Below are 25,555 nucleotides of genomic sequence, written 5' to 3' on the forward strand. Positions count from 1 at the left end.
GGTCTCTGACAAAAAATTGGTGTACACTAAATATTGTCAAAACAATATTGCAGGATCATATTAAAGAAATATCCTCTAACAACGAAATTATGATGCTTTATACCCTAGATGAATTTCAGGAAAATCTATCGAAGGTGAGTGTGCCATTTATGAAAGAAATTAGAAAAGATAATTTTACACAAATCATCAAACTTTCTAATATCTCTCAAAAATTATTGGACGTAGGAGAAGAAGTTTTCTTTGCCAGAAATAAGATACTTGTTTCTGCCGGAGATGTCCCCGATGGATTTTATTATCTAAAAGATGGACTGGTTAAATCTTGTGTATACTCTACAAATGGTGATGAATATGTATGTGGCCTTATAGACAAGGGAAGTATCTTTTTGGAAGCCAACGCAATTTTCAGTATTCCTAGTGATGGTTATTTCAAAACCATGGAGCCTTCGCATTTACTTTTTTTTAAGAAAGAAAACTTTTTGAATTTGTTACAAACCGACTTTGATGTAACGCTATTAATGTTACGATCGATTACCTGCAAATTTTTAGCAAGTGGTTATTTTTTCACTGAACTGCTGGCTCATGACTCAGAATGGAGACTATGCCGCCTATTATTAACATTTGCCGATAATTTTGGAATAGAAATAGAAAATAAAATAAAGCTGAATATTAAAATCAGTCAGCAGTTTATTAGTGACATGCTGGGTGTCAATAGAGGTACGGCCATAAAGGTGATCAATAAATTAAAAGAAATGAATTTAATCGAGCAAACAAACGGCTATTATTTTATTAAAGATTTGCAACGGCTAAAAAACCATCAGGCCAAAATTACGACTTAAATGGTAGCTGATACTGTCCATCCCCCGTAAAAGTCGCCAATGAAAAAATAACCAAGGCTGAAAGCCAGGGCTATAGTGAATTTTATATTATTAATAAACTTACTTTTTGGAGTATTGCTTATATGCGATGTTTCATATTATTACAAACATAAGTCAAAATATTTGTTAAGAAACAGCATGATAAGCCTGCCATTCACTTATCATAATCATGATAGCGACAGCCGATATCAATACAATAAATAATAAATCCCCCATGCTTAATTTGCTTTTCATTGTTTAACCTCGATGTTATTCAATTCATTTGCAGATCTTCCTTCGATTCCTTGGGTTCTTTCAATTCCCGGAACCTTTTTCAGTGTCCCTTTTTCTAGAATCCCTTTTTCTAAAATCCCCATGATATATTTCCTGGGACGCAAGATGATCTCATTGATGATGAGTCCCGGACAGAAAAACCTGCACCAGAATCTGCTGATAAAGAAAGAAGTAAAAAACACGACCGGTAGAATAAGCCATTGGATGCCGAACCCCTGCCGTCCAAATAAAGTAGCAAATGGCTCATAACCGGCAAAACTCGGGGACTTCGTCAGGAATGCGCCTATGAGTGCCAGGTAGATGAGTATATATCTTATTTTAGCCGCTTTGGCTTCGATTGCTTTATTGCAGCATTTGAATTTACCGCCGCCCACTTTTGCCGTGATTTCCTGCAAAGCGCCAAACGGGCAAAGCCAGAAACAGTAAACATTTTTTCCTAAGATAAAGGTGATCACCGGGATTCCGATTAAGAGGATATACCAAACCAGGTTTTCACGGATAGACGGGAAATTCCCCATTAATAGTGCGGCAATGTTAGCAAGGGAAATCGATGTGTTGTATTGAAAGCCAATGAAGACTAAACTGCCTATCAGGGCAATCCAGCGCAGTTTTCTTTGTTTGAATGCGACGCCAATTACCGCCAGGATGACCAAAGCGATGACGGCAATTTCCTTTGACCCGAACTTAAACGGTTGAACTTCATCCTTCACATCCAGCCCAAATCGCTCCCTGGCTACGGCATGGCTGCCCTGGGAAACCGCTTTGGCTATCCCGCGGGAAGAAAAGGTAGCGCCCGATATACGGTCTATATCTTTATCAATCGACAGAGGGTCCGTGATATCTTTCCCTATAAACCTCTCCAGATATTTCTGGTCGATGACCTTATCAATAAAGGACGGCGTATCCTTATGGGCGGCGATAACTGTCCCGACAATTTTTCCTTTGAGGTCGATTCCAGTGACCATTTTGATCGGCCCGCCATAAGCAACAGCTTGCTCGATTACGACGTAACCTATTTTTTCTTCTTTACCACTTTGATCTTTCGTTTTCCCTTCGTATATAACAGGGGAAGACGCAATCTTTTGAAAAGATTGCGCTTCCGGAAAAACTTGATTCATAAACGGTATGATATCGTTATCTGTATGAGTCCAACTGAAACCCAACGTTAGGAGGAATATAACTGTTGCTACAAAAACAATAATATTACTTAAAAATTTTTTCATAATTTTTTCATTTTTGCTCCTGTCAAAAGGTCCTGCCTTACCCTGATGTTATGCGGCCTCTACTTTATTGGCTTTCTTTTTTGAGGATATCAAAGAATTTAACCGCACTGTAAGGATAATTAGTCCAAGAAGAATGGCTCCGAAGATTAACAGTCCCATACCGGCAGCCTGCATCTCACCTTCAGCAATGCTGCTGACAATCCAGGCCAGGGTAAAGGCTCCCCACAGTACGGATATGGAAGTCAAAACCCAGCGGGTTACGGACATTTTGCCAGCAGCCTGAAATTTGATATATACAAACCATATAGATGATACCATGAGTGCACCTAGAATTAACCAGAATATGATCATATTAGCTCTCCTCTTTTCAATGAAATATTCTTACTTATTCCAGAAATTTTTTGTCGCATCTGGAACGCTTACCTTCCCATATCCAAACAAATCATCAAAAAACCTTAAAATAGGCCGGGCTGGAGTTTTTGTTCCCAGCTTCACGAAATCATGGTGCCATTCATCAAGTTTGTTATATGGACATACTTTAACGCAGATTCCACAGTCAGTTCCAACTTGTGCCCATTGGGACAAGCATTTTTCGGCATTTAAAGCCCATTTTTTTACACCGCCACTTGTGGATACCGTTATAGTTTTAAAACTTGGTTCTTTGTCATGCAATATCGCTTGTGAAGGACAAGCGTCGGCGCACTTCCTGCAGGTCTTACAAAATTCTGCAACCCCGAAAGTAATCGGTTTATCAACAGCTAACGGCAAATTGGTAAAGATTTTGCACAATCTGACTCTTGGTCCATATTTAGGCGTAATGAGGATCCCAATTCTGCTAAGTTCTCCTAATCCTGCGTGAACGCCCAAGGGAACACTTAATGCTGTATCATTGCCGCAAGGTATGGCCCGATAACCTAATCTTCTCAAGAAAGTTGCCACCTTATGAGCCGTTACACCCATATTGGAGTAGATATTGCCGGCAGAAGCACCTTCAAGCAGGGCCGGAGCAGCTTGAAAACTTTCATAATTCATTTCAAAAGCCATTACGATTACGTTTGTCGGTTCAAACGGGAAGACATTTGGTTTTAAAGTCGCCGTCTTCGGGTCAGTGATAACATCCGTGTAGACCCATCTATCATCATAGGGTGCGATTCCTACTAAATCTGCTCCAAAAAAGGTGGCTGCCTTTTTTACCGCTTGGCTTGCAAGTTCAGGCGTTTGAAATTTGTAAGCATTAGGACTTACTTTTCCTTCCCAGTTATATAATCCTAAATTTGCGAATCCAGGAGCATGATAGCCATTGACATCATCCTCAACGGACCAAGCTGCATCATCCATAGCATATTCAAGCTGGCCCCAGCCCTCTCCGCCTTCTTGAGGGATTTCACCGGTTTTTTTCCCGACATACTTAAAAAAGTCTGCTTGAACAATTTGATCCCCGCGAAAAGCTCTCATAAACACAGTATTCTTTTGATTATAACGTTTGTAATCACTCGAAATCTCCATCGGCATCGTATCATGTTGTTCAATGCCTGCAGCATTCGCTACGCTGTTTACCCCAGGAAGCTCGTAACCTAACAAAGCCGCACCGGCTGCCCCAACCCCCATTCCTATAGATTTTTTCAAGAAGCTCCGCCTACTCAGCCTTAACTTTTTTCCATCAGAATCCACTTTGACCAAAGTCATGTTTTTGCCTCCTTTTTTCTTATTTTATTCAAAATACCATGGAGAAAAAAAGAGAACCAGTAGTCTGGATTACCGTGGTGAACCCAAATTACTAGTTCGTATATCTGAAATCGTATTTTATAAGAAAATTATTTAATCTTTTTTCTTGCCTGGTACTGTTCTAGTCCGTTTAAATCCTTAATATAGTAGTAGCCGTCAATTTGCTCAATATAATTCATACCTTTAAGCTTTTTGATAATTTTGATGCTGGTGATCCTATTGATCCCGAGTAAATGGCCAATAAATTGGTGACTGATTTTGAAATTCAATTTAATCATGTTTTCTGTTTCGATACCATAAGATTTGGCCATTGATATAAAAAGATTGCATATTCTCCATTCAACATCATGAAAAAGTAATTCTTCTATCCGAGACATGCTTGAAAAAAATTTCTTTGTCAATGATTCCATAATAAATAATGATATATCCAGATTATTCAATATTAATTCCATAAGTTTATTTTTGGATAGATGAATTATATAAGAATCTTCAACTGCTTTGAAGTATGTAAAAGCCGGAACATCGAAAAGCAGATTAGACTCTAGGAAAATACTTCCATCTTCAAGAATGAATTCTATTTTTTCGTTACCTTCAGGAGAGTATTCTATACATAATACCCTTCCCTTTAAAATATAATAAAATTTGTCAATGATTTCGCCTGGCGAAGCTATCGTTGTATTTTTTTTGTAAAATACTTTCTCTCCCGCTTCAATTAAAGTCTTTGATACTCTTTGTGATCCGAGGATGCTAGAAAACATTTCTTTCAAAATTAATTCACCCCCTAAGACCAATTTTCAGAAAATCAAATTGGAGAGTCTCTATCTTAGATCAGTTTTTATCAAATGTTCTCATTTTGGACACCTCCGTGATTTATTTTATCACGCGTTCCGGGTGTCTATAAAATCGTGGTAAGGTCACTCAGAATATTTTAAGAAATAGTATAATCCTGCCTAACATTCAGAATATAGCAAAATACAGAGATTAACTAGTAGTCCAGATAACTAACGACCCTGGCTTTTGATCCGTTATACCCTTTATCTGGAATCCTGAAATTCGCCAACGTAAAAATGACCAAGGCTAAATGCCAAGGTCATAGAGAAGTTGAGATATTTGTTTAAGAAATAGCTTGGAAAGCCTGCCATTCACTTATCACAATCATGATGGCGACAGCCGAAATCAATAAGATAAATACTATATCTCCCATACTTAATTTGCTTTTCATTCTTTGACCTCGATCTTATTCAATTCATTTGCAGATCTTAATTCAATTCCTTCAATTGCTTCGATTCCTTTGATCCCCGGAACCTTTTTTAATTTCCCTTTTTTTGGGATTCCTTTTTTCAGAATCCCCATGATATATTTCCTGGGACGCAAAATTAGTTCATTGAGTATCAAGCCTGGACAAAAGAATCTGCACCAGAACCTGCTGATGAAGAAAGATGTGAAAAACACGACCGGTAAAATAAGCCACTGGATACCAAACCCCTGCCGGCCAAACAAAGTGGCGAATGGCTCATAACCGGCAAAACTCGGCGACTTCGTCAGGAACGCACCTATGAGTGCCAGGTAGATGAGGATATACCTTAATTTAGCCGCTCTTGCTTCAATTGCTTTATTGCAGCATTTAAATTTACCGCCGCCTACTTTTGCCGTGATTTCCTGCAAGGCGCCAAACGGGCAAAGCCAGAAACAGTAAACATTCTTTCCTATTATAAAGGTGATCACCGGGATTCCGATTAAAAGGATATACCAAACCAAATTTTCACGGATAGACGGGAAATTCCCCATGAGAAGTGCGGCAATGTTGGCAAGGGAAATCGATGTGTTGTATTGGAACCCAATGAAGACCAGACTGCCTATCAGGGCAACCCATCGCAGTCTTCTTTGTTTGAATGTGACACCAATCACCGTCAGGATGACCAAAGCGATGACGGCAATTTCCTTTGACCCGAACTTAAACGGTTGAACTTCATCCTTAACATCCATCCCGAATTGCTCCCTGGCTACGGCATGGCTGCCCTGGGAAATAGCCTTGGCAATCCCGCGGGAAGAAAAAGTAGCGCCCGATATACGGTCAACATCTTTGTCAATCCACAAAGGGTCCGTGATATCTTTTCCGATGAATCTCTCCAGATATTTCTGGTCGATGACTTTATCAATAAAGGATGGCGTATCCTTATGGGCGGCGATAACCGTCCCTACAATCTTTCCTTGCAAGTCAATTCCGGTGACCATTTTGATCGGACCGCCATAGGCAGCAGCTTGCTCGATTACGACGTAACCAACTTTTTCTTCCTCATCGTTTTGATCTTTCGTTTTTCCTTCGTATATAACAGGGGAAGACGCAATCTTTTGAAAAGATTGCGCTTCCGGAAAAACTTGATTCATAAATGGGATCATATCATGATCTGTATAAGTCCAGCTGAAACCTAACGTTATGAGGAATACGGCAGCTGCTGCAAACAAGATGATTTTATTTGCTAAGTTTTTCATTTCAGCTCCTGTAAGATCTGCCTTACTGTATTATGCGGCCTCTACTTTATTGGCTTTCTTTTTTGAGGATATTAAAGAATTTAACCGCACTGTAAGGATAATTAGTCCAAGAAGAATGGCTCCGAAGATTAACAGCCCCATACCGGCAGCCTGCATCTCACCTTCAGCAATGCTGCTGACAATCCAAGCCAGCGTAAAAGCTCCCCATAGTACAGATATGGACGTTAAAATCCAGCGAGCTACGGACATTTTGCCTGCAGCCTGAAATTTGATATAGACAAACCAAAAAGATGACGCGATGAGTGCTCCCAGGAACATCCAAAATATTATCATATTATCTCTCCTTTTCTCACAAATACATTCTTATTTTTTCCAGAATTCTTTTACTGCATCAGGAACCGTTGCTTTTCCATATCCAAACAGATCATCAAAGAACCTCAGAATCGGTCTCGCGGGTGTCTTTGTCCCCAGTTTCACTAAGTCATGATGCCATTCATTCGGTTTGTTGTACGGACATACTTTGATACAAATTCCGCAGTCAGTGCCGGCATCTGCCCACTGTTTCAAACATTTTTCAGCATTGCACGCCCATTTTTTTGCACCGCCATTTGTGGAGATTGTTATCGTTTTAAAACTTGGCTCTTTGTCATGCGATATCGCTTGCGAAGGACAAGCGTCGGCGCACTTCCTGCAGGTTTTACAAAATTCTGTAACCCCAAAAGTAATCGGTTTGTCAACAGCCAAAGGCAAGTCGGTAAATATTTTGCATAACCGTTGTCTCGGTCCAAATTCCGGAGTGATAAGAATCCCTATTCTGCTAAGTTCTCCCAATCCGGCATGAATAGCCAGAGGAACACTTAAAGCAGTATCATTGCCGCACGGTATGGTCTGATAACCTAAGCTTCTTATAAAATGAGAGACCTTATTCACTAATACACCCATATTAGAATAAATATTTCCGGTAGCAACAAGTTCGAGAGCAGTCGGGGCAGCTTCAAAAGCCTGATAATCCATTTCAATGGCCATAACAATAACATTTGTAGGTTTAAACGGGAACTCATTGGGCACGCTATCCAGTTTTTGCATATCGAATACATGTGAAAGTACCCACCGCTCGTCATACGGGGCTATCCCGACTAAACTTGCGCCAAAAAATTTTGCGGCTCTTTTTACAGCCTGACTTGCTGCTTCAGGGTTCTCAAAAGTGTATTTATCAGGGTTTACTTTGCCGCTAACTTGTGAGGGCTTCCATTCATAGAGTCCCTGACTGGCAAAACCCGGTGCATGATAACCATTGAGTCCATCTTCTACACCCCAGGCGCCGGCTACCATAGCTTCTTCAAGTCTGCCATAACCGTCCCCGGTATTTATCGGTATCAACGCATTGTGTTTCCCGAAATACGTCTCAAATGAAGTCTTGACTGCCGGATCTCCCATAAGAGCACGCATAATCACTTGATTTTTTTGATCATACTGTTTGTAATCTGCGGAAACTTCCACTGGAAATGAATCATGCTGTACGACCTCTGCAGCATTGGCTATGCCATCGTAACCTAACATAGCTGCACCTGCTGCCCCAACCCCCATTCCGACTGAGGTTTTTAAGAAACCTCGTCTGCTAAATTTTTGAGAAAAGGCCTTTTCTTGTTTTGTACTTTCTTGCTTTGTGCTTTCAGTTTTTTCATTGTTTAGATCCATAGTGCATCTCCTCCCTAAAATATTTCTACCCATAAATTATCATGTCTCAAAATTTAAAGTAGGTGTCCACACTACAAATGTAGTCTGGACTGCATTTTATTTATTTTGATAAAAGTATAATTAGTGTGTAATAATATTAATGCAGGAAGGGAAAGTACTATTAAATATTGGGGAGTTTGATTTTTATGAAATACTCACCCGTTGAAGAATTTTCAAGAATCTACAAGCTTGATAATTTTTCTAAAGCACTGACTGAAAATGGCAAGGAATTATTCTTTAAAAAAAATTCAGTTATTGCGTCTCCCGGAGACGTCATGGAAGGATTTTATTTTGTCAAGGAAGGCAGAGTCATTGCTTCTGAATTCTCTCCTAAAGGAAATGAACGGATCATATGCATTCTTGAGAAGAGTAGTATTTTTTTGGAGTCCAATGTTCTTTTCAATGTTCCGGTTTTTTGTTACTTTAAAGCAAGTGTGGATACCACGCTAGTCTTTATGAGAAAAGAAGATCTATTGGGTCTTTTGTCAACAGACTTAAATGTAACGCTTTTTCTCTTGCAATCCCTCACAAAGAAATTTTATTCCAATATGAATCATATTGATGAATTGCTTTATCATGATACCGAATGGGGGATGTGCAACATTTTTTTAACACTTGCCGAAAATTTCGGAGTGGAAGAAGACACAAAAATTAAGTTAAATATTAAGATCAGCCAGCAGTTTATTAGCAATCTTCTTGGTATAAATCGAATAACGACATTAAGGAATATTAAAAAGTTAAAGGAATTAAAGCTAATAGAGCAGACCAACGGGTATTACTATATTAAAGATATTCAGAAGTTAAGAGACTATCAAACAAGTATCTATACGCAATTATAAATTTCTATTGGTTTCATAAAAGCATTTAATAAATTTGAGAACTCTATTTTCCCGTCATAAGCGTACCATTCTGCCAACAGGCCATAAAAATAAGTCATGATAAACCACGCAGCCTGTCTATTTACCCTAACTGCTTTTCGTCATTGCGCCCTCCTTCGCAAGCCGCTCCTTGCCATCCTTGGACGTCGAAAAGCCTCGCTCAACAAAGTGAAAAACAGCGGGTTATGAACCGCGCTGTCGATAAAGTAAATATTCGGAGAATGGCAAAGACGTTCTTTTATACTGCATTATTAATCAGGATACCAATGAAAATTGTTTATTTGTCCACGATTTTTGCACCAAAGGGAACCAAAGCCAGCTGAGCAAACTTAAAATGCTGGAGCCCAAACGGAATGCCGACGATGGTGATGCAGAAAATAAGGCCGATAATTAAATGATGTACGGCCAGCTCCCATCCCAGGAAAATCAGCCAGAGAATATTCAAAAGTAATCCCCCAACCCCAAAGCTGCCAAGGATAACTTCTTTGCCGAATGGCCACAAAACGAGCAGGGATATTTTAAAACACTGAAGGCCAAAAGGAATGCCGACGATTGTGACACATAAAACCAATCCTGCCATAAACCATAGAATTGCTCCGATAATGCCGCCCAATATCAACCAAATCAGATTGCCAATGAAGTTCATCTTTGTTTTCCTCCAATCCTCATTGAACGTATAAGCCTATAGCCCTCGTTCTGCTTATTTGATAACAAGTCCGAACAAGCTGGCCAGAGAAACAGCCTGCATCGCATTGACGACAGCTCCGTTCACGTCGGCAAAGTTGACACCCAGCCCTTCAATATCACAGCTGGTGAAGTCGATCCCTTTCAGCTTGGTGAAATTGAATTGCGTCTGACGAAGATTGGAATCCGGAAACTCGACTTTCGTAAATGCACAATTTTTAAAATCCGCGAAGGCCAGCTGGCATTGCAGAAAGGATACCTGTTTGCAATTCGCATAACTGAAAAAAGCATATTGGCCATTGCAATTTTCGAAGGTCGCATCCCGCAGCGTGGCTTCACTTAAATTAATCCCGATCAGCTTACAGTTAATAAACTCAACGCGATGCAGGATCGCTTCACTAAAGTCAGCATTAGACAAATCACAATTCTGGAACCGGACATTCATCAGGTCGGCACGCGGAAAGGCTGCTTCAGTAAACATGACTTTTTGGAAGACGACTTGTTTAAACGTGATCCGGTCCGCTTCAATATGATCGAGCGTGCAGTCGCTCACTTCCACGTAGGAAAACATTGCTTCATCCGTGATATTCTCTCTTAATAACGTGGCAGGTTCCAGTTCGTTATCAAATATTGGGCGGGTCGCATAAAATTGCTTATTCTGCATTGGTACTCGGTACTACCGGGATCTGAACCCATCTGCCCCTCTTTTTATCCTCAGCATAAACCACATAGGTATCGCCGATGATATCGGTCAAGGCCTGTTTTCGAGGATGAAATGCGCAAATCAAATAACCCAAGTAGGTGCCGAGCAGCTGTGCCAGTGTTCTCCCGGCGACTTCCCGCATGGCCACCGCAGACCAGCTGAGAGGGCTTCCATCTTTGCTTACAACTTTAATTCCCATGATCATTTTCCCGAGCGTTTGTCCGAAATACATCGTCAGCAAAACGAAATATATACTTCCCCAGATGCCCGGAAAGAGTGCATTGATCAGGACAAATGATTTAATGGTTGTCGTTTCAAGACCTGCCGGCCATATAACCCGGAAAAATATCTGACTGCTCATTGCAATGACTGCCAGATCAATGACAAAGGCCCAGAATCGGGTCCAAAAACCAACGACTCTTAAATCTACCACATTGACACTTTCCACTGTATTTGCACTTTCTGCTGTCTGATCACCGCTGTTTGTAATATGATCAATATCCATGGATGATTCACGCTCCTTTAGCGATACAGGTACATCACGGTAGGTACCGCGCTGTCCTGCAAATCCTGTTTGATCCCCAAGAAATCAAGTTGGGGCGACACCATGGAAAAGAGCCGATTCAAATCAAACAGCGTTTCATTTTGATATTGGATAACGTTGGGATCACTTTCGTTAATCATTTTTGCTGCTTCGGCAATAGCTCCATCCAGATCGCCGATCTGATCGATGAGGCCCAGCGATTTGGCCTGTGTCGCTGTATAAACCCTTCCATCGGCGACTTTGATGACGGCCTGACGGTCCATTTTTCTTCCTTTAGCCACTGCATCGACAAAATAGCCATAATACTCATCAATGATTCCCTGCATGATCTGCTTTTCTTCCTCTGTCGCTTCACGCATCGGATTCATGATGTCTTTGTTTTTACCGCTTTTGAAGACAATTTCGTCAACACCCAATTTTTTTGCCAGCTCGCTGTAATTATACGTGCTCATAATGACGCCGATGGATCCGGTCAGCGTATCCCGAGTCGCCAAAATTTCATCCGCAGGCATCGAAATAAAGTAACCGCCTGAGGCTGCCAATGTCCCCATCGAAACAACCAAAGGTTTTGGGTATTTTTCTTTTAAGCTGATCAGTTTTTGATAAATCTCATCACTTTCATATACCCCGCCGCCAGGCGAATCAATAGCCAGGACAACCGCCTGAATCTCAGGATTAGTAAAGGCATCTTCAATTTCCTGTAAAAATATCTGGTGATTATAGGTATCGGTGGATGACAATGAATCACTTGTGGACTGAATAGTTCCGTTGACGTTGATCAGCGCAATCGTTTTACCGGTTCCTTCCTGATAAGTCCCGGTGGTGAATGAGGATTCTGAAGGCAACAGGGATTTTTCCAATTTCCCCATGTTTGTTCCCCCGGAAATAACATCTGTCTGTACATATACCACCAGCAAAACAATGATAACCGCGATAGAAATCCAGCGTTTTTTATTCATACTCTCCTCCTACTGTTTTTCAACATTGATCGTAAATTAAGATTGGATATGATTGGATATGATTTTGTATCTCCTAGATGTTATTCTATGCAAAACCTTTTGTATTTAAAAACGGAACTATTTCCTTTTCTGTTAATATAAACTTTTAGAATAATTCGCTAAATTTCCGCACTTTCCTTCAAAATATCCATATTTTAGACGATAAACCTCCCGGAGCACATCCCCAGGAGGTTTACAGATCTTCCTCTATCACGTTTTTGACAAGGTTTCAGGATTTTTTCGTAATCGGCAGCCACACCAGTATTAGATAATAAAATAATAGCAGTGAGTATGTAGAAGAAAGGTTAGCCCCCTTTGCTTGGTGGCTAACCTTTCCGCGCTTCATCTCTTCTTTGTCCAAACACACGTGGAGTACTCAGATGAAGGAAATCGCTCCATATTAAGCATTGGATATGATGTGCCGATCATCAGATGCCGACCAGATTCCAATCGGCAGACCGCATTTGGCGCGGAAACCACATGGTATAGCTCATATCTTATTTTTCACTTGTCAATGAAGACTTTACTTAATAGTTATAGTTTCCGGAATTTTGTACATTTCCGGATATTCAAGCCACCATTTATAATCCAAAATCTGCTCGGTGCCATATCCGAACATATCATCAATCTTTCTAAGGAGACTGGCTCCTGCCGAATTCTGGCTTCCCATCCAGGTTCCCGCCTGATGGAACCATGAATCCTCTTTGGAATTCCATGGGCAGACTTTCATGCACCGTCCGCAGGAAACGCCTTCTTCGTTTGATACCCGGAATATACTGCACTTTAAAGTACTGACGTTCCAGCGCAGGTATCCGTTATATTCCACAGTATCGGCATCATAGGAAATGGCTTGAGCCGGACATTCCTCCGCGCATTTCTTACACACTCTGCAGAAATCCTGCAAGCCAAAATCGATTGGCTTATCCGGAGCAAGCGGCAGATCCGTAGTAACGACAGCAGCTTTATGGCGGAATCCTAGCCGGGGATGGAGACTGCCGTTACCTAAGCGGCACATCTCTCCCAACCCGGCTGCGACAAGACAAGGGGTAACTGCCACAATGTTATTGAAAGCATGAGAAGCCCTTGCATTATAACCAAGCCTGCGGATGTAATTTGCTATGATGACAGATACAAAAGCTGTAGCAGAATAAGCATTAAAGGACTGCGCATCACTGATCCCGTCATAGCCAGTGGAACCCAGCGTCGTTTCTAAATGTTGGTCTTTCAAAATCCCGATGACATATGGCAACCGTTCGGTTACAGGTTCGATGCATTCCTCCATAGGTTTTTTCGCCATATCCTTCAAGCTTAGATAATGATGGGAAAAGTAGGCATATTCCGGCATTTTGCCAATTGCTATATCGTCGCAATGCAGAAAGTAACCCAGATCTTTAATGTGCATTGACATTTGCTCGGGATCAGGTATCGCCAATTTATCCGGATTAGGCTTTCCTGACACAGCTGCCGGCGTAGCAATAAGAACAGCGGCTTGACCAATTGCTGTGTTTAAAGGGTGTCTCGCAGTTTGGGTCATGTATCCGCGAAACGCCTTATCTCCAACCCCGTTAGCTCCTAGTTCACCAAGCTGACGTCTTACTACCAGTGCAGTAGCATTTTCAGCTTCGCTGATATTCTTGATCTTTCCAACGATCTTAGTGGTTCCCAACCATTGATCATTATGTTCCACATAGCGTACTGCAGCACTCCCCATATCGTGCACAGGATGAATTTTGGACCATTGTCCTTTTGGCGCAGCAGCGTACTGCACAGCGTAGTTGTTTGCTGCACTTGCAAACTTACCAGGTGTTTTTAATACTCCGGCAACACCAAGGAATGTGGCTGCAACGCCGGCTTTCAGAAAATTCCTTCGGTTGATTTGAAGTTGTTTTTTTTGCTCACTACTCATTCTTTTTCACCTCTTTTCAAGCTTGTTCAGTATTTGCCTTTTTCGTTTTTCCAATAGTGATGAAGCCTAACAAACGTGCCAGTACAACTGCAAGGATGATAGCTAATCCTCCAAATAGGAATATTGCAGTACTCGTTGCTTTAACATGCCCTACTGATGCGTTGATGTAGATAAAGGAAATTCCCGTCCAGGTAACAGCATACCAAATCACAAATAAGACCCAGTTAATTACTGTTCTCCACATTTGCTCCATTTTGGCGCGAGGTTTAATAAAAAGAATTGCAGCTAAAAATAACACGCCAGCAATAAAAATCAACAATGTACCCATCATTTTCACCTCCTCTCTTAGCGATTTGGCCAATCCGGATGACTAGGTACATTGTACAAAATAAGGTAATTAAATGATTCAATCTAAATTGAAAATGGAAATATTTTATTCAATCTAAACTGAAAATGATAATATTTTATAAATGAAAATAATAACAGTGAGTATGTAGCAGAAAGGTTAGTCACCTTTGCTTGGTGGCTAACCTTTCCGCGCTTCATTTCTTCTTTGTCCAGACACACGTGGCGTACTCAGATGAAGGAAATCGCTCCATATTAAGCGTTGGATATGATGCGCCGCTCATATCTTATTTTACACCTGTCAATGAAGTCCTTGTTGTAGTCAATGTTTCCGGAATTTTGTGGTTTTCCGGCCATTCAAGCCACCACTTATAATCCAAGATCTGCTCGGTACCATATCCGAACATATCATCAATCGATTTAAGGAGACTGGCTCCTGCCGAATTCTGGCTTCCGATCCAGGTTCCCGCCTGATGGAACCATGAATCCTCTTTGGAATTCCATGGGCAGACTTTCATGCACCGTCCGCAGGAAATACCTTCTTCGTTTGTTACCCGGAATATTTGGCACGTATTAGAATTGACGTTCCAGCGCAAGTATCCGTTATATTCCACAGGATCGGCATCATAGGAAATGGCTTGAGCCGGACATTCCGTTGCACATTTCTTACACACTCTGCAGAAATCCTGCAAGCCAAAATCGATTGGCTTATCCGGAGCAAGCGGCAGATCCGTAGTAACGACAGCAGCTTTAGTGCGGAATCCGAGCCGGGGATGGGCACTGGTGTTACCTGTGCGGGATAGCTCTCCCAACCCGGCTGCGATAAGACAAGGGGTAACTGCCAAAATGTTATTGAAAGCATGAGAGGCCCTTGCATTATAACCAAGTTTGCGAATGTAATTTGCTATGATGACAGATATATTAGCTGTAAGGTGATAAGCATTAAAGGACTGCGCATCACTGATCCCGTCATAGCCAGTGGAACCCAGCATCGTTTCTAAATGTTGGTCTCTCAAAACGGTGATGACATATGGCATCCGTTCAGTTACAGGCACGACGCATTCCTCTACAGGTTTTTTCGCCAAATCAAACGCGTTTAATGTATGATAGGAAAAGTAGGCATATTCCGGCATTTTACCAATTGCTACATCATCTGCACGCAGAAAGTAAGCCAGATCTTTAATGTGCATTGACATTTGCTCGGGATCAGGTATCGCCATTTTCTGAGGGGCAGGCTTTCCTTCCATAACTGCGGGCGAAGCAATAGGACCAGCGGCTTGAGCAATTGCTGTGTTTATAGGGGATCTCAGAGTTTGGGTCATGAATCCTCGAAATGCCTTATCTCCAAGTTTACCTCTTAATAGCAGTCCACCACCACCGTCAGCTTCGCTGATATTCTTGATCTTTCCAACGATCTTAGTGGTTCCCAACCATTGATCATTATGTTCCACATAGTGTACTGCAGCACTGCCCATATCGTGCACAGGATGTATTTTGGACCATTGTCCTTTTGGCGCAGCAGCATATTGCACACTGCTTGCTGCACTTGCAAACTTACCAGGTGTTTTTAATACTCCGGCAACACCAAGGAATGTAGCTGCAGCGCCGGCTTTCAGAAAATTCCTTCGGTTGATTTGAGGTTGTTTTTTTTGCTCACTACTCATTCTTTTTGACCTCTTTTCAAGCTTGTTCAGTATTTGTCTTTTTCGTTTTTCCAATAGTGATGAAGCCTAACAAACGTGCCAGTACAACTGCAAGGATGATAGCTAATCCTCCAAATAAGAATATTGCAGTACTCGTTGCTTTAACATGCCCTACGGATGCGTTGATATAGATAAAGGAAATTCCCGTCCAGGTAACAGCATACCAAATCACGAATAAGACCCAGTTAATTACTGTTCTCCACATTTGCTCCATTTTGGCGCGAGGTTTAATAAAAAGAATCGCGGCTAAAAATAACACGCCAGCAACAAAAATCAACAATGTACCCATCATTTTCACCTCCTCTTTTAACGATTTGGTCAATCGGATGACTAGGTACATTGTACAAAATAAGATAATTAAATGATTCAGTCTAAATTGAAAATAATCATTTTATAAATGATAATATTTTACAAATGCTAATAATCAGTGCCATCATGTTTGAATAATTGTGTTTCTTGTGTTAATTCTTCCAGCTTTCTGATATCAAAAATAACGATCTTGTCTCTCTTCTTATCTAAAATATGAAGCTTATTCAGCGTGCAGAATACTTTGGAGACGGTTACATAATGAGCTCCGGTTATTTCAGAAATATCTCTCAAGGGTAAATCAATGTTGACCTCTATATGATTATTAACAGGCTTCCCCTGAGAGACGCATAATTGATAAATCAATTTCACAATCCGTATTGTCGGATTTAAAAAGTCCATCTCGGCCGACTGTTTCATAAAGAAATTGCATTTGGCACTCTCATTTCTCATTATTTCAAAGAAAAGATTTCCGTCCATATGAAAAATCTTTTCAAGCTGTTCCCAAGAAAAAAAACATAGTTGGCTGTCTTCTAAGGCTATAATATAAGCCGCCATACGATTGTCGGAGTTATATTGAAATAAATAGTTGAACATACAATGTTTGCCGCCAAAATAAACCATCCGTTCTCGTCCATCGCTGAACACAAAGTTTACTTGCAATTTACCGGTAAGCACATAGATAAATTTATGGATTGCTTCACCCGGTGAAACAACTAAACTATCTTTTAAGTAAGATTTGACAGTACCGTATTGAACATACTTCTGCAATTCGCTTATCGGATAAAATGTATCTGGAATACCCACCCTCCATTTTTCAAAATTCTCCTGCATAATTCCCACTCCTTTCTTACAATTTCCTTTTTGTCAATTATTTCAAAGCTTTTGTGTCAATAATCATAAATTTAGTATAGGCTTAATTTATGAAAAATTCTTCAATTCATACTTATTTTGCTTTGCAATGCCGTACGCACCAATAAACCATGACAACATGCTCCTAAGTGTCCCGGCTATTATAACAAAAGGGTGTATTTGTTATATTGAGGGTTGGCTAATAACCTATTTAATTTTATTGCTTAAAAATATTTTTGCCTTCAACTTAAGGCTATGATTGAACACGGCCACGAAGGGGACGTAACGAAATTTTATTTCGCGACGTCCCCTTAACCTATCTAGCCCAATTTTTTCAGCTCATCTTTTATCAGTTAGTACTGCCATCTTCCTCATATTATGAGCAACACAGTGCAAATGCTTACCCTAATATTAGAACCTGATTATCCAAAAAGTATATCATGATTAAGTTTTTTTTGAGTCATAGAATAGAATTTAAACAGTTATAATGTTTACAGGAGGAAAATCATCTTTACGCTCGTCATAGTTTCTGGAAAGTTAATTGACTAATTTTTTTAACGTTTCTGCTAATTTAGAATATAATTCATTTTCATTGTTAATAAAAACTATCAGGGTAATCTTGGCCGTGACTTTTGGTTTCAAGGTTTCCTTGATCTGTACATCTTCGCCTGTCGTGGATAGCATGCAGGTATAGCCGGTTTCAGCAAGAAAAGCCTTGATATGCCCCACAAGCCCTCCCTGCTCTTCAACCCAACCGGCTAAAGACTGTAGCTCTTTGTTGAGCCTATCTCTTACCCACGAATATTCTTTGGCAATGACACGTTCAGTAGATAAAATAACGGCTCCTTCATGGTGGGTAACTGTGATTTCTTCCTGATTGCAGAGCACCGATTTCTCATGCTGTTCATGCTGTTCATGCTGCTCGTCATGATGGTGTCCGCACTGACAGGCTTGGCCTTCGTGTTCATGGTGTTCGTGGTGTTCGTGGTGTTCGTGTGCCATTTTAGATCCCCGCCTTTTCAAATAAATCGTTCCAAAATCCGGTTGAAAGCTCGTTAGTAGCGGATACAGGGTAACAGTACGCATCCCGGTTATATTTCCGGATACTCTCCTGTACTTTTTCCACTGTCGTTTCATCTACCAAATCAATCTTGTTAACTAACACTGACTTCGTATCCTCTAGCTGCTCTGAGACGAAGTTTTCCATAGCACCAACCAATCGGAACCACCGTTTGGCATCAACTACAATAATTGTCATAGCCTGCATCCCGAGTTCTGTCTCCACCGCGCTTTTTATTTTACTCGGAAAAGCAAGCCCAGTTGCCTCAATGATGATCCATTCCGGGCTGTATTCCTTACTAAGATAATTAACTGTATCCGTGAGTTTAGCGGAAGATGTACAGCAGGCGCAGCCGGCAAAAAGGTTCTTGACGGTAAAATCTTCATTCTCTAGTAGAAGGTTATCAATTCCGGCTGTACCGATTTCATTTTCTATGATTACAACCTTTTTGTCGTTCTCATTACCATTAGAAGTTTCAACGAGATGTCTTGCAAGCTGCATTAACACACTGGTTTTACCTGACCCCAAGAATCCGCTTAATATGATTACTTTGATGGCAACCCTCTCCTTTTCAGTATAATCGTGCTTCTGGGCCCTCTCCAGTACTTATATAGAGAAATCTGTTTGCTATTCGGGGATCTTTTTTAACTATGGGGTCCGGAAAAGAGCCATTCGAATATAAGCAAAATCCCCTTGAATAAAATTATCCAGAGGATTTTGCAATCTTTCACTTAAATAATGATTTAAATATTTATTCTATTGAGTGTATTATAACTTATTGACTTCATGCCAGGTTTTCATTAACGCAGGAATTCTTTCGTCACCGGTCATAAAGGCATGCCCTTTTTCGTTCATGAGTACTGGGAACAGTATAAAATTTCCTTTTTTCCCGTATTGCTCTGCACATCTTTTCGTTTCTTCAATGATTGCTTCTACGGGAGCGCCAATATAACTGGCAGGTCCGGATGTATCCCAACCGCCTTCTACAATTAAGCGGCCATGATATTTCGTCAGGATTCCCTCCAAATCATTACAAACCTGAGCAGCATCCCATATTTTAATACCCATTTCAACATAGTCTTCGATGATATCTTCACATTTCCCACATGTATGTTGATTAAAGATAACGCCACGGGAAGTCACAGCCTCAATGATTCTTTTGTGGTGCGGCTTAATGACTTCGCGGTAGGTTTTTGGTGACATAAATAGTCCGCGAGCAGTGGCAAAATCATCAAAATAGATGATGACATCCGGCTTATATACATCGATATATCGGTTTATACAAGCGATTTTGTAATCCGCCATTGCCTCGAAGAATTCATTACAGGAATCCGGATCTTCAATCAAAGCACATAAGGTATTTTCAAACCCCATAAATGCAGCCATCCGTTCAAAGAGACCACATGCATTAAATACTGCAACCGGTTGTTCCTTTCTTTTTTCGTCAGTAAAGTCAGCCAATTCAATTTGTGCCATCTGCTCAATTCCAAGAGAATCAACATCAGGGAATTTCACATATTTTTTCCAATCGGCGATGTCATCAAATAATATTTTTCCTGACTCCGGTATGACTCCCTCAGCCGTGGCTACCCAATTTACGCCAAACGGATCCTTCCCGCCTTGCCATGGTTGGTCTGTATTATTCGTTGCTAACATGCACACTTTATATAGTTCATACAGCAAAGGGGCGAATTCCGGTTTTCCTCCGTTAAGCATGATCTCAAAATTTTCTCTCTGAGTCAGCGTCATATTGATTTACCTCCCTTTATTTAGCAAGATCTTTCATCTTATAAAGATTTTACCAACTCAGCAGCTTTTACTGCAGCACTGCCGGCATCAGGAGCAAAACCATCGGCATTGATTTCATCAGCGAATTGCTGGGTAATAGGAGCACCACCGACGAGAACTTTAAAGCCTGTCAAACCGCTGGACTTGACCGTTTGCACAGCGTCCTTTAATGCTGGCATCGTTGTGGTCAAAAGCCCGGAACAAGCTACTAAGGTAACATTTTGATTTTCTTTGATAGCTTCAATCCATTTTTCATGCGCTACGTCCACACCGAGGTCAACCACGGTGAATCCGGCACTTTCGATCATCATAGAAACAAGGTTTTTACCGATATCATGCAGGTCGCCTGCTACGGTTCCGATAATGCAGGTACCTAAGGAGCTTGAGGTGTCGCCAGCCATCAGCGGTTTCAGAACATCAACACCTTTGGCCATGGCTTTGGCGGCCATTAACATTTCAGGAACGAAGATTTCGCCTGTGGAGAACTTGTCCCCGACAACCCCCATCGAATCTACCATTGCCTGCAGAATTTCTTTTGCTGCGCTTCCTTCATCGAGCGCTTCCTGTACCAATCCAGGAACAAGTTTTGCTTTTCCTGCTTCTACCATTGCTTTGACTTCTTCAATTTTAGCCATTTTTTATAATCCCCCTTAAAATTTTATAATTAAACAACAATTTTGTGATTGAACAGCGCTTATAACTATTTTTTCTGACCAAAACGTCCTTCTCTGAAGGCTCCAATGTATTCCATGCAATATTCATCCTGACCTAAGAGTGCTTCCGTCGCAAAGATCATACCGACCAAATCCTGATTCGTCGGGTCAAGGATCCCGCTGTCCATGCCGGCGTTCATTGCCAGAACGCAGAAGGCCTGATTGACAAGCTTTCTAGCAGGCAAGTTAAACGAAATATTGCTGAATCCGCCGGTGATGTGAATTGACGGATATTGTCTTTTAATCTCTTTAATCACGTCAACAATCATGTTGATACCTTCTTCCGAAGTACAGAGCATTTCGACCAGTGGATCAATGTGCAGACGAGACGGAGCAATATTAAATTCTTTAGCTCTTTTCATGATGTTTGCAAATACTTCGAGACGTTTCTCCGCAGTCTTGGAAATTCCGCTGTCATCGCAAAGAAGCGCAACGCATTCCCATTTGGTATCGGCAATGACCGGGAATACGACATCGATCTTGTCTCCTTCGCCGGATACGGAGTTGATGAGTCCCGGACGTTTGCAAAATTGAATCGCATCGACGCAGGTCTGATCATGCGGGCTGTCGATACAAATCGGGGTATCTGTCACTTCCTGTACCAAGTCAATCAGCCATTTTAAGGTTTCGAGTTCAATTTTGACGTCCGTGGATGCACAGACATCAATAAAATCCGCGCCGGCATCAGATTGAATTTTGGCGAGATTTCGGATGAAGCCTGCATCCTTCTCAGCGATTGCTCTCGCTACAGAAGGAATGGCACCGTTGATTTTTTCTCCAATAATAATCATAGATAGTCTACCTCCAGTAATACTTTGTTTTTCTGGTTTCGAATAATTGTGTTTCCTGTGTTAATTCTTCCAGCTTTCTCATATCAAAATAACGATCTTGTCTCTTTTCTTATCTAAAATATGAAGCTTATTCAGCGTGCAGAATACATTGGAGACCGTTACCTAATGAGCTCCGGTTATTTCAAAAATATTTCTCAAGGGTAAATTAGTGTTGACCTCAATTTACTTATTAACAGGCTTCCCCTGAGAAACGCATAATTAATAAATCAATTTCACAATCCTTATTGTCGGAGTTGTATTGTAAACCATTCGTTCTCGTCCATCGCTGAACAGAAAGTTTACTGCAATTTACCGGTAAGCACATAAACTTATGGATTGCTTCACCCGGTAAAACAACTAATTCACCTCCTCTTTTAGGAATTTGGTCAATCGGATGACTAGGTACATTGTACAAAATAAGATAATTAAATGATTCAGTCTAAATTGAAAATAATCATTTTATAAATGATAATATTTTACAAATGCTATTCAATTAGTGCCATCATGTTTGAATAATTGTGTTTCTTGTGTTAATTCTTCCAGCTTTCTCATATCAAAAATAACAATCTTGTCTCTCTTTCTATCTAAAATATGAAGCTTATTCAGCGTGCAGAATACTTTGGAGACGGTTGCATAATGGGCTCCGGTTATTTCAGAAATATCTCTCAAGGGTAAATTAATGTTGACCTCGATATGATTATTAACAGGCTTCCCCTGAGAAACGCATAATTGATAAACCAATTTCACAATCCGTATTGTCGGATTTAAAAAGTCCATCTCGGCCGCCTGCTTCATAAAGAAATTGCCTTTGGCATTCTCATTTTTCATTATTTCAAAGAGAAGATTTCCATCCATATGAAAAATCTTTTCAAGCTGTTCCCAAGAAAAAAAACATAGTTGGCTATCTTCTAAGGCTATAATATAAGCCGCCATACGATTGTCGGAGTTGTGTTGAAATAAATAGTTGAACATACAATGTTCGCCGCCAAAATAAACCATTCGTTCTCGTCCATCGCTGAACAGAAAGTTTACTTGCAATTTACCGGTAAGCACATAGATAAATTTATGGATTGCTTCACCCGGTAAAACAACTAAACTATCTTTTAAGTAAGATTTGACAGTACCGTATTGAACATACTTCTGCAATTCGCTTATCGGATAAAATGTATCTGGAATACCCACCCTCCATTTTTCAAAATTCTCCTGCATAATTCCCACTCCTTTCTTACAATTTCCTTTTTATCAATTATTTCAAAGCTTTTGTGTCAATAATCATAAATTGAGTATAAGCTTAATTTATGAAAAATTCTTCAATTTATACTCATTTTGCTTTGCGATGCCATACGCACCAATAAACCATGACAACATCTTCGTGGCAAAGAATCGTTCGTTACATCCATATTAAGAAAAGGCACCGAAATTTCGGTGCCTAACAAATCATAGCCTAGATAAATATTCATTTGCCACTTACAATTTTGATGGTTCGATGGGCATGACAATTTCCGTAACATACTTATTGGGGTTCCCCCTGAAAATCATCCCGGGACCTTTATGATAAATCTCCCTGGAAGGCAGCTTGTACTCCAGGCTATGCTCGCTGGCATAATCCAGCACAGCTTTATAGGCGAAACTCAAATTTTCATAACTGCCGACATGCGTTGTGCAGATTGCTTTGATCTTCGGTAACTTTTTGCAGTGTATATTCGATCCGGTCACGGGTCCTTTGACCGGAACGCAAAGCTCGATATCCGCTTCTTCTTTGAAATCCTCATCGTAATAGCAGCAAAACGGTTCTCCGAAAGTCTTTCCTCTTGCTTCTTTATAAATGGTCCCAATGTACTTCCCGACGTCGCTGTACCTGCCTTTATAGCGGATTGCGGCGACTGTCATTTCCTCAAATTCTTTCGTCTCAATGTTGTAGTTCATACTCCCTGCCTCCATTTCTTTGGGTCCAAGGTAGAGGTTCATCTTTTTAATCAGTTCTTTCTCTTTGCTAATCTGTTCCGCAAGCATATCTTGCTTTTCAGCTAAATAGTAGGACAGATCATCGGGACTTTCACAATGGGCTAGGATATCCTTAATTTCTGAAATAGAAAAGCTTAGATCACGCAATAAAACAATCAGCCTTGCCCGGCTAAAATCATGGTTGTCATAATAGCGATAGGAATTTTCCGCACGGTAAGACGGTTTCAAAATATCTTGGTCATCATAATACCGCAAGGCCTTAACCGTTATATTGGTGATCTTGGAGAACTCACTGATTTTATACACGACCTCACCTCCCTGCAAACAGTATAAACCCTCCACTACGGGGGAGAGTCAAGGCCATTACTCCTTTTTCTCTTTCTTTTTCTTTCGGGATAAGGACGCCCCACCGAAGCCGCTGATCACAGCAATATAAAAGCCAAAATCATACCACCAGCCTGTATTTACGGTCTCATAGATTCTGATATTATCCTTAAATAACCCGACAATCAGTGAAATTGGCGCAATCCACCCATGCCAAACGCCCCATAAAAACCCTGCCGGTCTTTCAGATGTATACGTGCCATCTCCCGGTATACATCCTGTCAATGTGAAGGAAATTAAGATTGCCATAATCATGAAGATAATATATTTCTTTTTCATAGATAGGCCTCCTTATTATTGTTCATTGATATTAGCTTATTTCCATTTTACATTTGTTGCCGCTTTTTTAAAAGGTAAATTTGACAGTCTGTTTGCAGCCAACTACAATTAATTTCAGACTTAATCCATTGAGAGATGATATCACACTAAACGATGGCAGGAGATAAATCATGGACTATTTAGGCAAAAATATACGGAAGCTCGGTTTTGGACTGATGAGGCTTCCGATGATCAAAAAAGAAATTGACCTTGAGCAGACCAAAGAAATGGTTGATCTGTTCATGGCCAAGGGTTTCACTTACTTTGATACGGCGTACGGCTACATCAACGGGAAATCGGAAGCGGCCATAAAAACAGCCCTTGTTGACCGCTATCCCCGCGAAAGCTTTCAGCTTGCTACTAAGCTTCCGGCCTGGGCGGTCTCCACTGCCGCAGAGGCCAAAGAGATGCTCCATACCTCGCTTAGGCGCACAGGAGCCGGATATTTTGATTACTATCTGATGCATAATGTGAGTGAAAGCCGCAAGAAAGTCTTTGACGACTTCGGTATCTGGGATTATATGCTGGAGCTGAAAGAGAAGAGACTTGCCCGTCATATCGGTTTTTCCTACCATGACAAGGCTGATTTACTCGACCGCATCCTGACTGAACACCCGGAGACAGAATTTGTTCAACTCCAGATCAACTATGCCGATTGGGAGAGCGAATCCGTCCAGTCGCGCCAATGCTATGAAGTGGCACTTAAGCATAACAAACCAATCATTGTCATGGAGCCTGTGAAGGGCGGCGTACTGGCAAATCCAGCCGACAGTGTCCGGAAAATATTTGAAGAAGCTGATCCTAAGGCCTCTTTGGCATCTTGGGCCATTCGCTTTGCCGCTTCTTTGGACAAGGTCATCACTGTGCTCAGCGGGATGTCTACCACCCAGCAGATGAAAGACAATCTTTCCTATATGGAGGATTTCCGGCCTTTGAGTCTGGAAGAAACGGCCGTGATCGTACGGGCACGGGAGGCTCTCCGTGCGATTCCCTCTATTCCTTGTACCTCGTGTGCGTATTGCGTCAAAGGATGCCCGCAGCAAATTCACATACCGGTTTTTTTAGATGCCTTGAACCGGAATATGATCTTCGGTGATTTACAAGGTGCGAAAAGGACTTATCAAATTGCCTTGATGCTGGGCAGCACAAAGCCTTCCGCGTGTATTGCCTGCGGCAACTGTGAAGACGTCTGTCCTCAGCAAATCCATATTATTGACACGTTAAAGGATGCTGCAGCTCTCTCGGAATAGGA

Annotated in this window: 27 protein-coding genes; 3 read left to right on the top strand and 24 right to left on the bottom strand. The window is 41.0% G+C overall.

Translation table 11 applies throughout. From position 1 onward, the window contains the following. The first annotated feature begins 89 nt into the window (after positions 1–89). Entirely contained in the window at positions 90–836 is a 747-nt protein-coding gene (locus tag AAH944_RS11305; protein WP_415534980.1) for a Crp/Fnr family transcriptional regulator, read from the top strand. 269 nt (positions 837–1,105) lie between these two features. Here AAH944_RS11305 and AAH944_RS11310 read toward each other — a convergent pair whose 3' ends face one another. From AAH944_RS11310 to AAH944_RS11340, 7 genes are all read right to left on the bottom strand, one after another. Next, positions 1,106–2,371: an FMN-binding protein gene (locus tag AAH944_RS11310; protein ID WP_415534981.1), complete on the bottom strand. Its 1,266-nt coding sequence runs from the start codon at positions 2,369–2,371 to the stop codon at positions 1,106–1,108. 48 nt (positions 2,372–2,419) lie between these two features. Then, positions 2,420–2,722: a dehalogenase gene (locus AAH944_RS11315; RefSeq protein WP_415534982.1), complete on the bottom strand. Its 303-nt coding sequence runs from the start codon at positions 2,720–2,722 to the stop codon at positions 2,420–2,422. Positions 2,723–2,752: 30 nt separating this feature from the next. After that, the gene (locus AAH944_RS11320; RefSeq protein WP_415534983.1) at positions 2,753–4,057 is read right to left on the bottom strand and encodes a reductive dehalogenase; all 1,305 of its coding nucleotides are present in this window, start codon (positions 4,055–4,057) and stop codon (positions 2,753–2,755) included. Between the two features lie 128 nt (positions 4,058–4,185). Further along, positions 4,186–4,854, bottom strand: coding sequence for a Crp/Fnr family transcriptional regulator (locus AAH944_RS11325; protein ID WP_415537863.1), 669 nt, complete (start codon positions 4,852–4,854; stop codon positions 4,186–4,188). 460 nt (positions 4,855–5,314) lie between these two features. Next, positions 5,315–6,589: a 4Fe-4S binding protein gene (locus AAH944_RS11330; protein WP_415534984.1), complete on the bottom strand. Its 1,275-nt coding sequence runs from the start codon at positions 6,587–6,589 to the stop codon at positions 5,315–5,317. 30 nt (positions 6,590–6,619) lie between these two features. Further along, entirely contained in the window at positions 6,620–6,922 is a 303-nt protein-coding gene (locus AAH944_RS11335) for a dehalogenase (RefSeq protein WP_415534985.1), read from the bottom strand. A 30-nt stretch (positions 6,923–6,952) separates the two neighbouring features. After that, a complete protein-coding gene (locus AAH944_RS11340; protein ID WP_415534986.1) occupies positions 6,953–8,287 on the bottom strand; it encodes a reductive dehalogenase in 1,335 nt (444 codons plus the stop codon). A 167-nt stretch (positions 8,288–8,454) separates the two neighbouring features. Between AAH944_RS11340 and AAH944_RS11345 the strand changes: the two genes are divergently transcribed. Beyond that, positions 8,455–9,165 carry a Crp/Fnr family transcriptional regulator gene (locus AAH944_RS11345; RefSeq protein WP_415534987.1) on the top strand — a complete coding sequence of 237 codons (711 nt, stop codon included), beginning with the start codon at positions 8,455–8,457 and terminating at the stop codon, positions 9,163–9,165. 316 nt (positions 9,166–9,481) lie between these two features. On the opposite strand, the gene AAH944_RS11350 is transcribed toward AAH944_RS11345, so the two are convergent. The 17 genes from AAH944_RS11350 to AAH944_RS11430 all read right to left on the bottom strand — a co-directional run bounded on the left by AAH944_RS11350 (position 9,482) and on the right by AAH944_RS11430 (position 24,264). Continuing rightward, complete coding sequence (locus tag AAH944_RS11350) at positions 9,482–9,850, bottom strand: YccF domain-containing protein (RefSeq protein ID WP_415534988.1); 369 nt, start codon at positions 9,848–9,850, stop codon at positions 9,482–9,484. A gap of 54 nt (positions 9,851–9,904) precedes the next feature. Then, positions 9,905–10,552: a pentapeptide repeat-containing protein gene (locus AAH944_RS11355; protein ID WP_415534989.1), complete on the bottom strand. Its 648-nt coding sequence runs from the start codon at positions 10,550–10,552 to the stop codon at positions 9,905–9,907. Then, positions 10,542–11,096 (bottom strand): RDD family protein, encoded by a 555-nt coding sequence (locus AAH944_RS11360; RefSeq protein WP_415534990.1) that lies wholly within the window; start codon positions 11,094–11,096, stop codon positions 10,542–10,544. The genes AAH944_RS11355 and AAH944_RS11360 overlap by 11 nt, the downstream gene beginning before the upstream one ends. Before the next feature lie 17 nt (positions 11,097–11,113). Then, on the bottom strand, positions 11,114–12,094 hold the full coding sequence (sppA, locus tag AAH944_RS11365) for a signal peptide peptidase SppA (protein ID WP_415534991.1): 981 nt from the start codon (positions 12,092–12,094) through the stop codon (positions 11,114–11,116). Between the two features lie 562 nt (positions 12,095–12,656). Continuing rightward, a complete protein-coding gene (locus AAH944_RS11370) occupies positions 12,657–14,039 on the bottom strand; it encodes a reductive dehalogenase (RefSeq protein ID WP_415534992.1) in 1,383 nt (460 codons plus the stop codon). Between the two features lie 16 nt (positions 14,040–14,055). Further along, positions 14,056–14,367, bottom strand: coding sequence for a dehalogenase (locus AAH944_RS11375; RefSeq protein ID WP_368293017.1), 312 nt, complete (start codon positions 14,365–14,367; stop codon positions 14,056–14,058). A 304-nt stretch (positions 14,368–14,671) separates the two neighbouring features. After that, a complete protein-coding gene (locus AAH944_RS11380; protein ID WP_415534993.1) occupies positions 14,672–16,048 on the bottom strand; it encodes a reductive dehalogenase in 1,377 nt (458 codons plus the stop codon). Positions 16,049–16,064: 16 nt separating this feature from the next. Then, positions 16,065–16,376: a dehalogenase gene (locus AAH944_RS11385; RefSeq protein ID WP_119776229.1), complete on the bottom strand. Its 312-nt coding sequence runs from the start codon at positions 16,374–16,376 to the stop codon at positions 16,065–16,067. Positions 16,377–16,504: 128 nt separating this feature from the next. Continuing rightward, positions 16,505–17,227, bottom strand: coding sequence for a Crp/Fnr family transcriptional regulator (locus tag AAH944_RS11390; RefSeq protein ID WP_415534994.1), 723 nt, complete (start codon positions 17,225–17,227; stop codon positions 16,505–16,507). 555 nt (positions 17,228–17,782) lie between these two features. Next, a complete protein-coding gene (locus tag AAH944_RS11395; RefSeq protein WP_415534995.1) occupies positions 17,783–18,247 on the bottom strand; it encodes a hypothetical protein in 465 nt (154 codons plus the stop codon). A 1-nt stretch (position 18,248) separates the two neighbouring features. Then, positions 18,249–18,908: a GTP-binding protein gene (locus AAH944_RS11400; protein WP_415537865.1), complete on the bottom strand. Its 660-nt coding sequence runs from the start codon at positions 18,906–18,908 to the stop codon at positions 18,249–18,251. 165 nt (positions 18,909–19,073) lie between these two features. Next, complete coding sequence (locus tag AAH944_RS11405; protein ID WP_415534996.1) at positions 19,074–20,054, bottom strand: uroporphyrinogen decarboxylase family protein; 981 nt, start codon at positions 20,052–20,054, stop codon at positions 19,074–19,076. 38 nt (positions 20,055–20,092) lie between these two features. Beyond that, positions 20,093–20,728 carry a corrinoid protein gene (locus AAH944_RS11410; protein WP_415534997.1) on the bottom strand — a complete coding sequence of 212 codons (636 nt, stop codon included), beginning with the start codon at positions 20,726–20,728 and terminating at the stop codon, positions 20,093–20,095. 65 nt (positions 20,729–20,793) lie between these two features. Beyond that, positions 20,794–21,597: a methyltetrahydrofolate cobalamin methyltransferase gene (locus tag AAH944_RS11415; RefSeq protein WP_415534998.1), complete on the bottom strand. Its 804-nt coding sequence runs from the start codon at positions 21,595–21,597 to the stop codon at positions 20,794–20,796. A gap of 528 nt (positions 21,598–22,125) precedes the next feature. Beyond that, entirely contained in the window at positions 22,126–22,845 is a 720-nt protein-coding gene (locus tag AAH944_RS11420) for a Crp/Fnr family transcriptional regulator (RefSeq protein WP_415534999.1), read from the bottom strand. Positions 22,846–23,103: 258 nt separating this feature from the next. Beyond that, positions 23,104–23,907 carry a MerR family transcriptional regulator gene (locus tag AAH944_RS11425; RefSeq protein WP_415535000.1) on the bottom strand — a complete coding sequence of 268 codons (804 nt, stop codon included), beginning with the start codon at positions 23,905–23,907 and terminating at the stop codon, positions 23,104–23,106. A gap of 57 nt (positions 23,908–23,964) precedes the next feature. Next, a complete protein-coding gene (locus tag AAH944_RS11430) occupies positions 23,965–24,264 on the bottom strand; it encodes a hypothetical protein (protein WP_020493020.1) in 300 nt (99 codons plus the stop codon). A 170-nt stretch (positions 24,265–24,434) separates the two neighbouring features. Here AAH944_RS11430 and AAH944_RS11435 point away from each other — a divergent pair, with 170 nt between their 5' ends. Continuing rightward, positions 24,435–25,553 carry an aldo/keto reductase gene (locus tag AAH944_RS11435; protein WP_415535001.1) on the top strand — a complete coding sequence of 373 codons (1,119 nt, stop codon included), beginning with the start codon at positions 24,435–24,437 and terminating at the stop codon, positions 25,551–25,553. The last annotated feature ends 2 nt before the right edge of the window (positions 25,554–25,555 follow it).

The sequence above is a fragment of the Dehalobacter sp. CP genome, from assembly GCF_047652685.1.
Taxonomy (GTDB): Bacteria; Bacillota; Desulfitobacteriia; order Desulfitobacteriales; family Syntrophobotulaceae; genus Dehalobacter.

What these genes read in the sequence shown, in the direction of transcription:
- AAH944_RS11340 (WP_415534986.1), bottom strand. Translation starts at nt 8,287, where the DNA reads ATGGATCTAAACAATGAAAAAACTGAAAGCACAAAGCAAGAAAGTACA.
- AAH944_RS11405 (WP_415534996.1), bottom strand. Translation starts at nt 20,054, where the DNA reads ATGACGCTGACTCAGAGAGAAAATTTTGAGATCATGCTTAACGGAGGA.
- AAH944_RS11395 (WP_415534995.1), bottom strand. Translation starts at nt 18,247, where the DNA reads ATGGCACACGAACACCACGAACACCACGAACACCATGAACACGAAGGC.
- AAH944_RS11415 (WP_415534998.1), bottom strand. Translation starts at nt 21,597, where the DNA reads ATGATTATTATTGGAGAAAAAATCAACGGTGCCATTCCTTCTGTAGCG.
- AAH944_RS11350 (WP_415534988.1), bottom strand. Translation starts at nt 9,850, where the DNA reads ATGAACTTCATTGGCAATCTGATTTGGTTGATATTGGGCGGCATTATC.
- AAH944_RS11380 (WP_415534993.1), bottom strand. Translation starts at nt 16,048, where the DNA reads ATGAGTAGTGAGCAAAAAAAACAACCTCAAATCAACCGAAGGAATTTT.
- AAH944_RS11435 (WP_415535001.1), top strand. Translation starts at nt 24,435, where the DNA reads ATGGACTATTTAGGCAAAAATATACGGAAGCTCGGTTTTGGACTGATG.
- AAH944_RS11430 (WP_020493020.1), bottom strand. Translation starts at nt 24,264, where the DNA reads ATGAAAAAGAAATATATTATCTTCATGATTATGGCAATCTTAATTTCC.
- AAH944_RS11315 (WP_415534982.1), bottom strand. Translation starts at nt 2,722, where the DNA reads ATGATCATATTCTGGTTAATTCTAGGTGCACTCATGGTATCATCTATA.
- AAH944_RS11370 (WP_415534992.1), bottom strand. Translation starts at nt 14,039, where the DNA reads ATGAGTAGTGAGCAAAAAAAACAACTTCAAATCAACCGAAGGAATTTT.
- AAH944_RS11385 (WP_119776229.1), bottom strand. Translation starts at nt 16,376, where the DNA reads ATGGGTACATTGTTGATTTTTGTTGCTGGCGTGTTATTTTTAGCCGCG.
- AAH944_RS11390 (WP_415534994.1), bottom strand. Translation starts at nt 17,227, where the DNA reads ATGCAGGAGAATTTTGAAAAATGGAGGGTGGGTATTCCAGATACATTT.
- sppA (WP_415534991.1), bottom strand. Translation starts at nt 12,094, where the DNA reads ATGAATAAAAAACGCTGGATTTCTATCGCGGTTATCATTGTTTTGCTG.
- AAH944_RS11325 (WP_415537863.1), bottom strand. Translation starts at nt 4,854, where the DNA reads ATGTTTTCTAGCATCCTCGGATCACAAAGAGTATCAAAGACTTTAATT.
- AAH944_RS11375 (WP_368293017.1), bottom strand. Translation starts at nt 14,367, where the DNA reads ATGGGTACATTGTTGATTTTTATTGCTGGCGTGTTATTTTTAGCTGCA.
- AAH944_RS11360 (WP_415534990.1), bottom strand. Translation starts at nt 11,096, where the DNA reads ATGGATATTGATCATATTACAAACAGCGGTGATCAGACAGCAGAAAGT.
- AAH944_RS11355 (WP_415534989.1), bottom strand. Translation starts at nt 10,552, where the DNA reads ATGCAGAATAAGCAATTTTATGCGACCCGCCCAATATTTGATAACGAA.
- AAH944_RS11420 (WP_415534999.1), bottom strand. Translation starts at nt 22,845, where the DNA reads ATGCAGGAGAATTTTGAAAAATGGAGGGTGGGTATTCCAGATACATTT.
- AAH944_RS11335 (WP_415534985.1), bottom strand. Translation starts at nt 6,922, where the DNA reads ATGATAATATTTTGGATGTTCCTGGGAGCACTCATCGCGTCATCTTTT.
- AAH944_RS11305 (WP_415534980.1), top strand. Translation starts at nt 90, where the DNA reads ATGATGCTTTATACCCTAGATGAATTTCAGGAAAATCTATCGAAGGTG.
- AAH944_RS11330 (WP_415534984.1), bottom strand. Translation starts at nt 6,589, where the DNA reads ATGAAAAACTTAGCAAATAAAATCATCTTGTTTGCAGCAGCTGCCGTA.
- AAH944_RS11320 (WP_415534983.1), bottom strand. Translation starts at nt 4,057, where the DNA reads ATGACTTTGGTCAAAGTGGATTCTGATGGAAAAAAGTTAAGGCTGAGT.
- AAH944_RS11310 (WP_415534981.1), bottom strand. Translation starts at nt 2,371, where the DNA reads ATGAAAAAATTTTTAAGTAATATTATTGTTTTTGTAGCAACAGTTATA.
- AAH944_RS11410 (WP_415534997.1), bottom strand. Translation starts at nt 20,728, where the DNA reads ATGGCTAAAATTGAAGAAGTCAAAGCAATGGTAGAAGCAGGAAAAGCA.